The organism is Phaeobacter italicus (assembly GCF_019801785.1).
GTDB classification, from domain to species: domain Bacteria; phylum Pseudomonadota; class Alphaproteobacteria; order Rhodobacterales; family Rhodobacteraceae; genus Phaeobacter; species Phaeobacter italicus.
Genome location: NZ_JAHVIJ010000001.1, coordinates 887,334 through 900,456, shown reverse-complemented (window position 1 = coordinate 900,456; position 13,123 = coordinate 887,334). Strand labels below are relative to the sequence as shown.

9 protein-coding genes are annotated in these 13,123 nt (G+C 61.5%); 4 read left to right on the top strand and 5 right to left on the bottom strand.

Translation table 11 applies throughout. The features are described from left to right. Window positions 1-110 precede the first annotated feature (110 nt). The 5 genes from KUV39_RS04135 to KUV39_RS04115 all read right to left on the bottom strand — a co-directional run bounded on the left by KUV39_RS04135 (window position 111) and on the right by KUV39_RS04115 (window position 5,676). Window positions 111-1,664, bottom strand: a complete 1,554-nt coding sequence (locus KUV39_RS04135; protein ID WP_222459003.1) for a calcium-binding protein — start codon at window positions 1,662-1,664, stop codon at window positions 111-113. 217 nt (window positions 1,665-1,881) lie between these two features. Beyond that, window positions 1,882-2,409, bottom strand: a complete 528-nt coding sequence (locus KUV39_RS04130) for a bactofilin family protein (protein ID WP_222459002.1) — start codon at window positions 2,407-2,409, stop codon at window positions 1,882-1,884. Next, window positions 2,399-3,730 carry a DUF5930 domain-containing protein gene (locus KUV39_RS04125; RefSeq protein WP_222459001.1) on the bottom strand — a complete coding sequence of 444 codons (1,332 nt, stop codon included), beginning with the start codon at window positions 3,728-3,730 and terminating at the stop codon, window positions 2,399-2,401. The genes KUV39_RS04130 and KUV39_RS04125 overlap by 11 nt, the downstream gene beginning before the upstream one ends. A gap of 474 nt (window positions 3,731-4,204) precedes the next feature. Further along, complete coding sequence (locus KUV39_RS04120) at window positions 4,205-5,080, bottom strand: ferritin-like domain-containing protein (RefSeq protein WP_008561726.1); 876 nt, start codon at window positions 5,078-5,080, stop codon at window positions 4,205-4,207. A gap of 134 nt (window positions 5,081-5,214) precedes the next feature. Further along, window positions 5,215-5,676, bottom strand: coding sequence for a peroxiredoxin (locus tag KUV39_RS04115; RefSeq protein ID WP_008558848.1), 462 nt, complete (start codon window positions 5,674-5,676; stop codon window positions 5,215-5,217). A gap of 194 nt (window positions 5,677-5,870) precedes the next feature. On the opposite strand from KUV39_RS04115, the gene KUV39_RS04110 reads away from it, so the two are divergent. The 4 genes from KUV39_RS04110 (at window position 5,871) to KUV39_RS04095 (ending at window position 12,998) form a co-directional block, all read left to right on the top strand. Then, window positions 5,871-9,437 (top strand): YhdP family protein, encoded by a 3,567-nt coding sequence (locus tag KUV39_RS04110; protein WP_222459058.1) that lies wholly within the window; start codon window positions 5,871-5,873, stop codon window positions 9,435-9,437. Between the two features lie 88 nt (window positions 9,438-9,525). Next, a complete protein-coding gene (gene queA, locus KUV39_RS04105; RefSeq protein ID WP_222459000.1) occupies window positions 9,526-10,587 on the top strand; it encodes a tRNA preQ1(34) S-adenosylmethionine ribosyltransferase-isomerase QueA in 1,062 nt (353 codons plus the stop codon). Window positions 10,588-10,994: 407 nt separating this feature from the next. Next, the gene (locus KUV39_RS04100; RefSeq protein ID WP_008560712.1) at window positions 10,995-12,281 is read left to right on the top strand and encodes an MFS transporter; all 1,287 of its coding nucleotides are present in this window, start codon (window positions 10,995-10,997) and stop codon (window positions 12,279-12,281) included. Between the two features lie 138 nt (window positions 12,282-12,419). After that, window positions 12,420-12,998: a DUF924 family protein gene (locus KUV39_RS04095; RefSeq protein WP_008562197.1), complete on the top strand. Its 579-nt coding sequence runs from the start codon at window positions 12,420-12,422 to the stop codon at window positions 12,996-12,998. Window positions 12,999-13,123: the final 125 nt, after the last annotated feature.

The following is a 13,123-nucleotide window of genomic DNA, read 5'->3' as shown; positions in this document are numbered from 1 at the left end:
ATCCTGTTGCACAGAGGGCGCAGAACAGGTGGTTGCGACGGCAAAAGGCGCCCGCTGTGGGGCGCCTTGCATGTCTTTGGTCTGGTCAATGCGGCGGCTGGCCGGAGCCGTCAGAACAGGAAGTTGTCGGCGTTGTCCAGCTCTGCCAGGGTGGTGTTTTCGACCAGAATGGTCACATCCGCAAAGGTGATCTGGATGTCATCACCCAAGGTGTTGAAGGTCAGATCATCCAGCCCATCCGCCCCACGGCCAATCTTAATGCGGTCCTGACCGACCGAGAAATCGGTGATGGTGTCGTTGCCATAGCCCTGGTGGAAGACAAACGTATCGGCATAGGCGCCGCCGGTCAGTTGATCATCCCCGGCCTGACCCAGCAGTCGGTCGCGCCCGGTGCCACCCAGAAGGGTATCGTTGCCACCACCGCCAAACAGCAGATCGTTGCCGGAGCCGCCATTCAGGAGGTCGGTGCCGGTGCCACCCTTGAGGGTGTCATTTCCGCCGCCACCAAAAAGACGGTCAGCATGGGCGCCGCCGTCCAGCACGTCAGCGCCACTGTGACCGGCAAGGTAATCGCGGCCATTGCCGCCACGCAGGAGATCATTGTCAGCCCCACCAAGGAGGCGATCCCAGCCGTTTCCGCCAAGCAGCGTGTCCTGGCCTGCATCTCCGCGAAGCGTGTCCTTGTCGATGCCGCCATTGAGGTAGTCCGCGCTGCGCTGGCCGACCAGCAAGTCCTTGCCAGCGCCCCCGTAAAGGCGATCAGCGGAATCGCTGTCGACGCTGTTTTCAAAGTCAGCGTAAAGCGTGTCGTTGCCAGCACCGCCATAGATGGTGTCACTGCCGCTGAACCCGCGGATTTTGTCGTTGCCGGCTTGGCCGTGCAGGATGTCGTTGCCGTCGCCGCCGGAAATGTAATCGTGATTGGCCCCACCCTTGATCAGGTCATTCCCGCGCTCTCCGATCAGAAAGTCCCGGCCGCCACCGCCCTGAATGGTGTCATCGCCGCCCCGACCATTCATCATGTCCCAAAGGGAATTTCCGATGACTGTCTGCGTGCTGATCAACCGGTCGTTGCCTGCGCCACCTTCAGCGATGAGGGCGGTTTGATCCTCGAACTGAACGCGTTCGACGTTCAGAAGCGTGTCCTCGCCATCCGGGGAGGACACCTCGACCCCGCGGGAATACCCCCAGGAGATCGACCATTCGTTACCCGTTGCCCGAACCATCACCGTGTCATAGCCCGTGCCACCATCGATGGTATCGTTTCCGCTTCCTGCGCGGATGGTGTCGTTGCCGCCCAACGTTTCGATATACTCGCCAGAGTTCCAGGCGGAGGTGAAAGTGTCGGCGCCTGCCATCTCGCGTGTGATCAGCGTGGCAAAGTCATAACGGGAAAGGTCATAGCCACTCAGGCTGAACCCTGTCGCGGTGACGATCTGGCTGCCGCTGTACTGGAACGAGAACCCGCGTACCACACTGCTTTGTGTGAGCGCGCCATTGAAATCATATTGGAAAGAGCCCGTCAGCGTCAGGCTGAAGTCACCGAACGCGGCTGTGATGGCCGAAGAGGTGGTGGAGACCAGCCGGGCAGCGTCCAGATCAAGATTGTACAGGTCGTACTCTGGTACATAATTTGCGGTCGCTGTGACGACGATATTGACCATTCCCAAATCCCCTAAAGTCGAATGTCTTGAATCTTTAAACGCTTATGGTTGAATTGTGGGATATCGTAAACTTTTCACAAAATAAACCGAAAACCGCACCCAACATGTGGGGATTTCAAAACAAAACGCCGCAGGGGGCCTGCGGCGTTTGATCTTGTGGGGGACATCCAGTGCCTTGCAGTGTGCTGCAGGTCGGTTGCCCTGATGTTGCTTTTCCTCAGCCTTCGGCTTTGGGGGTTGGTGCGGCAGCGGGGGCTGCGGCGGGTGCAGCCGGGCGAGGGGCGGCGGCTTTGCCGGGGTTCAGCGGATCGTCCTGACGCTGAACAGAGCCCTCGAAATGCGCGCCGCTTTCGATTGCGATGGTCTTGTGGATGATGTCGCCTTCGACCCGCGCGGTGGAGGTCAGACGGACCTTCAGGCCACGTACACGGCCCACGATGCGGCCGTTGATCACCACGTCATCGGCGGTCACTTCGCCCTTGATGGTCGCGCTTTCGCCGATGGTCAGCAGGTGGGCGCGGATGTCGCCTTCAACGGTGCCTTCGACCTGGATATCGCCGGTGGTCTTGAGATTGCCGGTGATGTGCAGATCAGAGCTGAGCACGGAGGCCGGCGGTTTGGCCTTGGGGGCTGTTGCCTTGAAATCGCTGGCAGGGGGCACCGGTGCCGAAGACGGCGCGGGGGCCGCAGGGGTTGCTTCAGCCGTTTTCTGGCCGGGCTCGTTGATTTTGCTCTTAGAAAACATTTCTCGCAGCCTTGATATAGATCATGGGGTTTACGGGTTGGCCGTTGACCCTGACCTCGTAATGGAGGTGGGTCCCGGTGGACCGTCCGGTGTTACCCATATCAGCAATGTGATCCCCGCGCGAGACCCTTTGGCCGACTTTGACACGCAGGTTGGAGTTATGGGCATATTTCGTCTCAATGCCGAAGGCATGTTTGATTGTGACCAGCTTGCCATAGCCGGATTGCCAGCCTGCATGGGTCACGACGCCATCCGCCGTGGCATAGATGTCGGTGCCGGTTCTGCCAGCAAAATCAGCGCCTTTGTGCAAACGGCGGCCGCCGGTCTTGGGGTCGCGGCGATAGCCAAAGCCGGAACTGCGGCGGACCAGGTTCTGATTGACCGGTGCGGCAAAAGGCGCCTTTTGTGCGGCCAGGCGATAGAGGTTCAGCTGATCCATCTGTTTCAGCAGCTCATTGGCGCGCACTTCCTCGCGGGAGGGTTCCTCACCGCGAGTGGACAGGGATAAAGGGGTCAGCGGACCGCCCTGACCGCTATAGCCGCGTCGCACCTGTTCAAGGATCCGGTCGGTGGGCATGCCGGCGCTGCGGAACATCTTGTCCAGCGGCTCTACGGAGATTTCCATCGCCTCTTCGAGCTGGCGGAAGATCTGGTCGTTGCGCTCGTCTATCAGGCGCAGTTCCAGTTCCAGTGCGTCGCGTTCATCAAGGGCCGATTGTGCATCTGCCTCGATCTGATCGCGTTCCGCTGCGGTTTCCGCCAATGCCTCGGCCATAAAGCCCATCTGCACCGGCGCGCTGGCCGCCATCAACTGAGCAGGGCTGTCGGCGGCGGTTTCCTGTTTCAGCGCCGCAAGCGCCTCGCGGGCGTTTTCCCGCTCTTTCATGGTTTTGCGCAGGGTGGTCTGGATCACTTCGATGCCGGTTTCCAGCTCGCGGCGGCGGGTTTCAGAGGCCAGCAGTTCGGACTGCATCACCGAAATCTGCGTAAGGGCTGCGTTAAACCGTTCCTGCGCGGCCAGCGCCTCTGCCGCGCGGTCATCGCGTTCGACAGACAAGGCATTTAGACGGGCGCGATAGGTCATCTGATCGCGCTTGGCCTGTTCGCGGAAATTTCCGGACCCGATACTGTCCATCAAGACGATGGCGGTTGCGACAATCGACCAGGCGACAAAGGCCGCGATGCCCACAAAAGCGAGCAGCTGGGTTTCAGAGCGCAGGCGGATGAACCGCGTGTCAGAGTCGGATTTCAGAAAGACGCGCCGTTCCGGAAAACGGCGTTCAAGAAACGAGTGAATTTTGATCGCCAGACGTGTGCGCACGCTTTGATCCCTGTCTTGTCCCAGTCTTTTGGCCATCCCGCAGGGCGGCCGAAGTCGCGGATGCGTGAGGCACCAGACAGGACAACGCGACATGGCGCAGGTCCCGCTGCGGCCAAATCCTCGCGTATGCAGTCCTCCTCGGTCTGGTCTGTGCCGCGGGGCGGCAACAGGCCAATGCCGCTGCATCCGGCGCGGGTCAGACCACGCCATGGCGAAAGGGAATAGCCAGCCGGGTCCAATTGGGCAAGCCTGTTGACCCAGTGCAGGGCGGTTGCGGGGGCCATGCTGGCGGGCGGCGGCGCAATTGGCGGGGATATCAGCGAAAATCCGCTTATCCACAGGCTGTCGGTCGCGGGCACGGGCAAAGACGGGACACAGACAAGGCGCGTGGCCTGCCTATCATATCCATGCCCATTTTCTGCCCGTTCCCTAAGCCTGCTGGCGGTTCGATCGGCGTTTGATGGCGCGTGCAGGTCAGCGCAGGGCAGCGGGTTTTTCGGGGATTTCGTCTGCGAGCGGCCAGTAGAAATCTGGTGGCAAACCGGCCTCAGCGCGTTTTTCCTCGTTGAACGGGGGCTTCAGGTGGCCGTGGAAGTATTTTCCGACAAGCTGGTGGAACACCTCCTTGGGGTCGAGGTTGTCGCGCCCGCACAGAAAGTGGAACCACTTGGAACCATAGGCGACGTGGCTTACCTCTTCGGCGTAAATCACCTCCAGCGCGTCAACCGCCTGGGTCAGGTTGGCCTTGCGGAAAATTTCGATCATGCCGGGGGTGACATCCAGTCCGCGCGCCTCGAGCACCATCGGCACAACGGCCAATCTGCCCATCAGATCCTCGGCGGTGTCTTCGGCTGCGCGCCACATGCCTGCGTGAGCAGGAAGGTCACCGTAGAAGCTGCCGAGCGCTTCAAGGCAGTCACACATCAGGTTGAAATGTTTGGATTCTTCGTCAGCTGCCTTAACCCAGTCATCAAAGAAGCCAAGCGGCATCGGGACATGCGAAAACCGCGCGATGATATCCCAATGGAGATCAACGGCATTGAGTTCGATATGGGCTACCGCATGTAGCAGCGCCTTGCGACCGGCCTCGGATCCGGGACGACGACGGGGCACATCGCGGGGGTTCAGCAGTTCGGGTTTGTCCGGGCGCGCAGGGTGCAGCGGCGGGTTGGCCGTGCCGATGTCGATCTGGGGGGCATCCCCATTACGATAGGCAAACCAGCGCGCGGCGTGGCGGCGGGACAGGGCGGTTTTTTCGCGTCCGTCCGCGGTTGTCAGCACCTCCTGTGCCATCTGCGCAAGGCTGAGGGGCGGCGTGTCTGCTTGGTTCGAGGTGGCGGCGCTGGTCATGGTGTCGGGTCCGTTTCGGCGGTGATCTGGTCTTGGCTGGATGGGGCCATTCCCTGCCACCCGGCGCGCTGAGCTGCAAGCGGATTGGTGCCTCTGCGCAGTGACGCGGCGCAGAGGTCAGGGATTTGACGCGATCAGAGCGCCTTTGCGGCCTCCAGAACCTCGGCAACATGGCCATCGACCTTAACCTTGCGCCAGATCTGGGCGATATTGCCCTCGGCGTCGATCAGGAAGGTCGAACGCTCAATCCCCCAATGTTTCTTGCCGTACATGTTCTTTTCTTTCCAGACGCCATAATCCTCGCAGGTGGTGCCGTCTGCGTCAGACAGAAGCGGCGTCGTGAGGCTGTGTTTGGCGACGAATTTGTCGTGTTTTGCGACCGGATCCTTGGAGATGCCGTAAACCAGCGCCCCGGCATCGGCAAAGGCCTGCAGATGCTCTGAAAATCCGATGGATTCCTTGGTGCAGCCCGGGGTATCATCGCGCGGATAGAAGAACAGGACGACGGCCTTGCCGCGCAATGCCTCAAGCGAGACGGTTTCGCCGCCGTCTCGGGGCAGTGTGAACAGGGGCGCAGGGTCTTTGGGAGCGAGCATTATTGAGGTCTCCAAACGGTTTCGCAGGGTTTGCGTGCCATACATAGGCCATCACGGGCAAAGGGAAAGCAAGGATTAAACCGGCCTCATCAAAAGCGGCCGATCCTTCGCAGGTGACGAAGGAGACGGCAACCGACGCGGCTGCTGACACGGCGCGTGATCCGGCCCCTGACAGGGGCGCGGAGGAGGTTGCCGTGGCGGTGCCTGTCGCTCCGCCTGAGCTGGAGTTTGTCGACCCTGCCAGTGTCGTGGACGGGGCACCGGAGCAATCCGAGCATGCTGCGGTTGCAACACCTCTTGAGGGGCCGGGCGAGGGGGACGGGATTGCAGCTGGTGATATCGCCGCCCCCGTCGACGCAGAAGACCCTGCGCGGCAACCGCCCCTGAAACCAGCGCGCCGCAGACGTGGGATCGGCCACAGGATCCTGCGGGGGGTGACGGTTGTTGCGGTGGGTTTTGCCCTGCTGTTTGGCAGTTTCGTCTATCTCGGCATGGACACGCGCTTCAACGCGCCTGACTGGTTGCGTGAGCGGGTCGAGCGCCGGATTGAGCAGCACCTTGGCGGGCTGACCATCGAATTTGGTGGCATTCACCTGGTGGTGAACCGGGGCTGGCGACCGCGCGTCAGCCTGCGGGACGTGACATTGCGCGATGAAAACGGTTCGCGGGTCGCGCGGCTTGCGGATGCGCAGGCCTCTTTGGCGATGCGTCCGTTGTTGCGGGGACAGGTCCGGCCCAAGTCCATCAGTCTCAGCGGTTTGTTTGGCACCTTGCGGCGCGGCGCAGACGGCAGCCTGCAGCTCAGCCTGGCCGAGGGAGAGGCGCCGCTGCGGCAGGCGGCGAACCTTGCGGATCTGATCGAACAATGGGAAAGCCAGCTGGAGCTGCCAGTCCTGTCAGCGCTGATTTCCGTCGAGACCGAGGCGCTGACCCTGCGCTACGAAGACGACCGATTGGGGCGCGTCTGGACCTTGGATGGCGGCAGCGTCCGGATGAGTCGCGTGGGGCAGGACATTGACCTTGCAGGCGTTTTTTCCATTCTCAGTGGTCGGGGCTATGTCGGATCTGTCGAGGCCAATTATGCGTCGGCCATTGGCTCCAAGGCGGCTGAGTTTGGCATCCTGATCGATTCCGTCGCCAGCGAAGATATCGCGGCGCAGTCAGCGGCCCTTGGCTGGCTGGAGCCGTTGCGTGCGCCGATCTCGGGATCGTTGCGTGGTGGGGTCGCGGCAGACGGCGGGCTGTTGCCGCTTTCGGCCAGTTTGCAGATCGGGGAGGGCGTGATCCAGCCGACCCCGACCGCGCGGCCCGTTCCGATCAACGGCGCGCAGAGCTACTTTACCTATCTGCCCGACGTGCAGGAGCTGCAGTTCAACGAACTATCGGTGAATACCGGTTGGGGCTCTGGCGCGATGGAGGGGCGCGCGCGCCTGATGGGGGTCGAGGATGGCCAGCTCACCGATCTGGTGGGGCAGCTGCGGTTTCAGGATCTCAACCTCAACGATGACCGCCTGTTTCAGGTGCCCGTGGATCTGCAGGGGGTGAGCGCGGATTTCAAACTGGAAATGGACCCCTTCCGCCTGCGGCTTGGCGAAATGCTGGTGCGGGACGGTGAAACCCGGATCCTTCTGGATGGTCAGATCACCGCAGATGAGGGGGGATGGGAATATGCGCTCAATGGGTCGGCCAACAGGATCTCTGCCGAACGGGTCAAACAGGTCTGGCCCCTGACAGCCCCCCCGAAACCGCGCGAATGGGTGCAGGAAAATCTGCTGGAAGGCTATGCGCGGGACGTCAATTTTGCGCTGCGCGGCAGTGGTGCGCAAAAGCCGTTCGTCTATCTCGATCTTGCGTTCGAGGATGCCGCGGTCAAATTCCAGAAATCGCTGCCCCCCCTGCGGGATGCGTCGGGTCAGTTCAGCCTTTATGGCAACCGCCTGGTGGTTATGGCGACCAAGGGCTGGGTCACTGCCGATCAGGGCGGACGTGTGGATGCGGCCGGCACCTCGTTCATCATTCCCGACACATCGGTCAAGGATGGGGCGCCGGGGATTGCGAGGATCGTTGCAAACGGGTCGGTCACTGCGGCCCTGTCGCTGCTGAACCGCGAACCTTTGAAAGTGATGGACAAGGCGAACCTGCCGGTGGACATCGCCGATGGTCAGGTTGCTCTCAGCGGGACGCTGTCGCTGGCGCTGCGTCAGGGGCTTGCGCCAGAGGAAATCGACTATCACTACACCGGCCGGATCCGAAATGTCGGCAGTGATACGCTGGTGCCGGGTCAGTCCCTGTCTGCGCGGGAGCTGGCCATCAGCGGTGACCAGGATCACGTGCTGATCGAGGGTGCGGGGGCTTTGTCCGGGGTGCCTGCGACCGCACGATGGCGCCATCCGGTTGGCCCTGCGCTCAGCTCTCAGGAGGGCGGTGGCGCGGCGGTCCCCGTTCGCATCAGCGGCACCGTTGAGCTGTCACCGAATACGGTTGATGCGCTCAATATCGGGCTGCCTGCGGGATCGGTCTTTGGCGAGGGAGAAGGGGTATATGAGGTTGTCATCGCCAAGGGGGCAGCGCCAAAGCTGAGCTTGACCAGCGATCTGGCCGGGCTGGGGCTGCGCATCCCTGCGCTCAGCTGGCAGTTGGGCGAGGGGGGGACAGGGCGTCTCGCGCTTGAGGCGACGCTGGCAGAGCCCCCGCGCGTGGATGCGCTGCGGCTTGATGCGGCGGGACTGGTGGCGGAAGGCACTGTAAGTCTCGCGGACAACGGCGGGCTGGAGCGTGCGCGTTTTGGCGCCGTCAATTTGCGCAACTGGTTCCGGGGCGCCGTCGACCTGATTGGTCGCGGTGGGCGGGCGCCTGCCATCAACGTGCTGGGCGGTGTGCTTGACCTGCGGCAGATGCCGGACGGGGGCGGTGCTGGTGGGGGCGGTTCGGCTGGCGCATCTGGTCCGATCACGCTTTCTCTGGACCGCATGCAGGTCACCGACAGCATCGCGCTCACCGGGTTTCAGGGGCGGTTTTCCACCACCGGGGGGCTGAACGGCGATTTCACTGCCGCGCTGAATGGCCAGACCCGCGTCAGCGGTGTGGTGGTGCCAAAGGACGGTGGGTTCGCCACGCGTATCCAGTCGGAGGACGCAGGTGGCGTGTTCCGTGCAGCGGGTGTGCTGCGTCATGGCTCGGGTGGGAGTTTCGACATGTCACTGGTGCCCGCTCCGGGCCAGCCGGGAGAATACGACGGTCAGATCCTTGTGCGAAACACCCGGATCAAGGACGCCCCTTCCATGGCAGCCCTTGTCAACGCGCTCAGCCTTGTGGGGCTTGTGGATGTTCTGGCCGGTCAGGGGATCCTGTTCACCACGGTCGAAGCGAACTTTCGCCTTGGGGCGACCCATCTTATCGTGCGCGAAAGCAGTGCAGTGGGCCCGTCAGTCGGCTTGTCGATGGATGGCAATTACGACCTGAAGACAAGCGCGTTGAACATGCGGGGGGTTCTGTCGCCCGTCTATATCCTGAATGCGATCGGCAGCGTTCTCACCCGCAAGGGGGAGGGGTTGATCGGGTTCTCGTTTACTCTCAAGGGGACCGCCGACGACCCGAAGGTGCAGGTCAACCCATTGTCGGGTCTTGCACCTGGCATGTTCCGTGAACTGTTTCGCGGCCCCGCGCCAAGCCTTGCCGGGCAGGAGCCTGCAGAACCATCCCCGCCAAGCACAGAAGAGGTGAAGCCGCCTTACTCTGTCTCTCCGGGCGAGGATCGTTAAGCCCTGGGAAGGGGAGAGACATGGCCGCGTTGGAGGGGCTGTGAAAACCTGTTGGCCAAGCGCAGGACAACACCCTATATGGCGGCTCATGAAACTCAGTGATTTTGATTTTGACCTGCCCGACGATCTGATTGCGACCCGCCCGGCGGTGCCGCGGACTTCTGCCCGCCTTCTTGTGGCTGAGGCAGATCAGATCAGTGATGCAACCGTTGCCGATCTGGGCCAATGGCTGCGGCCTGGCGACCGGCTGGTTTTGAATGACACCAAGGTGATCCCGGCGCGGCTGAGCGGGCAACGTCATCGCGACACCGCACAGGGGCCGATGGCCGCGAAGGTCGAAGTTACCTTGTTGGAACCTGGTGCTGATGGCTGCTGGAGCGCGCTTTTGAAGCCTTTGAAGAAGGTGAAGCTGGGCGAAGAGATCATCTTTTCCGATCAGTTGAGCGCACGTCTGGACCGTGTAGAGGACGGGCAGGGCTATCTGGCATTCAATCTGAGCGGCGATGACTTTGACACCGCACTGGCAGAGGCCGGAGCGATGCCGCTGCCGCCGTATATCGCGGCAAAGCGTGCAGCGGATGAGCAGGACAAGACCGACTATCAGACGGTATGGGCGCGCAATTCCGGTGCGGTGGCGGCTCCGACGGCCTCGCTGCATTTCGATGAGACGTTGCTGGCGCAGCTGCGCGAGATGGGCGTGAGTTTCAGCTATGTGACCCTGCATGTGGGGGCGGGTACGTTCCTACCGGTCAAGGTAGAGGATGTGACGACCCACAAGATGCACTCTGAATGGGGGCGTGTCAGCGCTGAGGCGGCCGCAGAGATCGCCGCGACCAAGGCGGCTGGTGGCCGGGTGATCCCTGTGGGCACCACGGCGCTGCGCCTGATCGAGAGCGCTGCGCGCAGCGGTGCAATCGAGCCATGGGAAGGGGATACGGATATCTTTATCTATCCCGGCTTTGCGTTCAACGTCGCGGATGCATTGATGACCAACTTTCACCTGCCGAAATCCACGCTGATGATGTTGGTCTCTGCGCTGATGGGGCAGGAGCGGATCCGCGAGATTTATGAACATGCGGTGTCACAACGATATCGCTTCTTCTCTTACGGGGATGCGTCGCTTTTGATCCCTGCGAAGACGCGGGTTTGACAGAAGAGCGGATGGCGATCTGCGAGGTGTGGAAAAGCCGGAGGTGATCCGGCCGTGGTCTGGCCCGCCGATGCGCGCTGGACCTTTGCCATTTTGGCAGGCTGCATGTTTGGCCTGTCACCGGCCACCGGGCCATGCCGCATGATGTATCCGCACCAGAGCCGACCCCGACCGCAAAAAACTGTGCCCGCCCTGCGTTCCCCACTGGAAAAGGCGCGACACAGATAGCCAATGGTACTCATCGAGTGCAGAAATTTGCGTTGGGTCATGAAACTGCAATCAAATTCCCGCAGATGCGGGCCGGGGCGGTTTGCCGCTGATTTGACAATCGACATAGACTGGACCGGCGTTTGCCGGGGCGGCCATCGGATGGTCGTTGACTGAGAAAGACATAGGAGAGACGGGCAATGTGGCAGGTTCTTTCGAGCGCATGGGCTTTGTTGTTGGGCATGGGCATGCTGATGGTGGGCAACGGCCTGCAGGGCACGCTCTTGGGTGTGCGCGGCGATATCGAAGGGTTTTCGACCCTTGAGATGTCTTTTGTGATGTCTGCCTATTTTGTCGGCTTCCTTGGGGGCTCGCGCCTTGCGCCTGAAATGATCCGGCGGGTTGGCCATGTGCGGGTCTTTGCCGCGCTTGCGTCGTTCATTTCAGCCGTGATGATCCTGTATCCTGCGATCACCAGCCCCTGGGCCTGGGTTCTGGGGCGCGTTGTTATCGGCTTCTGTTTCTCTGGCGTGTATGTGACCGCCGAAAGCTGGCTCAACAATGCGTCTGACAACGCCAACCGCGGAAAGGCGCTGTCGCTTTACATGATCGTGCAGATGATCGGCATCGTGTCGGCGCAGGGCCTGTTTCTGGTTGCGGACCCGGCGGGTTATGAGACCTTTGTCATCGCGTCCGTTGTGGTTTCGGTCTCCTTTGCGCCCATTCTGCTGTCGATTTCGCCCACCCCGGCGTTTGATACGACCAAGCCGATGACGCTGAAGAACCTGATGAAGGCATCGCCGCTTGGCTGTGTGGGGATGTTCCTGCTTGGTGGTGTTTTCTCTGCCCAATTCGGCATGAGCGCGGTTTATGCAGCATCTGCGGGGCTGACCCTGACCCAGATTTCGATCTTTGTCGCGACCTTCTACGTCGGTGCGCTGCTGCTTCAATATCCGCTTGGCTGGTTCTCTGACCGGATGGACCGCCGTGTGCTGATCCTGTTTGGGGCCGCAAGCGGGGGTGGTGCTGCGTTGTTTGCCATGCTGATGGGCGGAAACTTTCTCTTCCTGCTGGCGGCAGCCTTTGTGATTGGCGGCATGACCAACCCGCTTTATTCGCTGCTGATTGCCCATACCAACGACTATCTCGACTACGATGACATGCCCGCCGCCTCTGGTGGTCTGGTGTTCATCAACGGTCTTGGTGCCGTTGCGGGGCCGGTCATCACCGGTTGGCTGATGGGGGACGGGGTGTTTGGCGCGCCTGGTTTCTTCCTGTTCATGGCGGTGCTGCTGCTGGCGCTTGGCATTTACGCGACCTACCGGATGACCCAGCGGGCCGCGATTCCGACCGAGGAAACCGGGACGATTTCGCCGATGTCGCCGACCGCCTCCCCGGTTGCGGTGGAATTTGCTCAGGAATATGCCATCGAAACCGAGATCGAAGAGCAGGAAGCCGCCAGCGAAGCCGCCGCTGAGGCGCGCTGATTGCGCTAACCTGTGGATTTCGCGCCCATATCTTCACAAAGATGTCGGGTCTGACGCAAAACGTGACGGGAAGCCTATTGTAATAGATGCACAAAACGGACTGAATTTCAGGACGATGTTATCTTTGGAGGCTTCCCAATGACGGGTCCCGACGAAATCCTGGACTTCTGGCTCAACACGGTGGGCGAGCAGGGCTGGTACAAACAGGATGAGGCGCTGGATCAAGAGATCCGCACCCGGTTTGAAACCACCTGGGAGGCCGCATGTGCCGGTAAACTGAACCATTGGCGCAGCGGCCCCGAGGGCGTGCTGGCCTATATCATCCTGACGGATCAGTTTCCCCGCAACATGTATCGGGGCAAGGCGGCAGCCTTTGCCTCTGACGCGCTGGCGCTTGCCTCTGCCAAATGCGCGATCAGCAAATCCTGGGACATGAAGATCGCCGAGCCTGAGCGACAGTTCTTCTATCTTCCGCTCATGCATGCCGAGAACCTCTGCGATCAAGAGCGCTGTGTCCGGCTGATGCTGGAGCGGATGCCGCTGAGCGGGGCGTCGAACCTGCTGCATGCGCGCGCACACCGCGAGGTGATCCGGCTGTTTGGTCGCTTCCCCTATCGCAACGAGGCGCTTGATCGCTCCAGCACGGCACCTGAAATGGATTATGTGATGGCAGGCGGTTACGGCAGCACCGTGCGGAGCCTGCAGGCCGTCAGCTGACCCTGCCAAAAACAGCGACAGCATCTTTGCCCCGCATCCTTATGGGTGCGGGGTTTTGTTTGGTCATCGCGCGGCGGCAACCCGCCAGCAGCCACGTGGGGCGGGCGCCGCGGTTGATTGGGGGC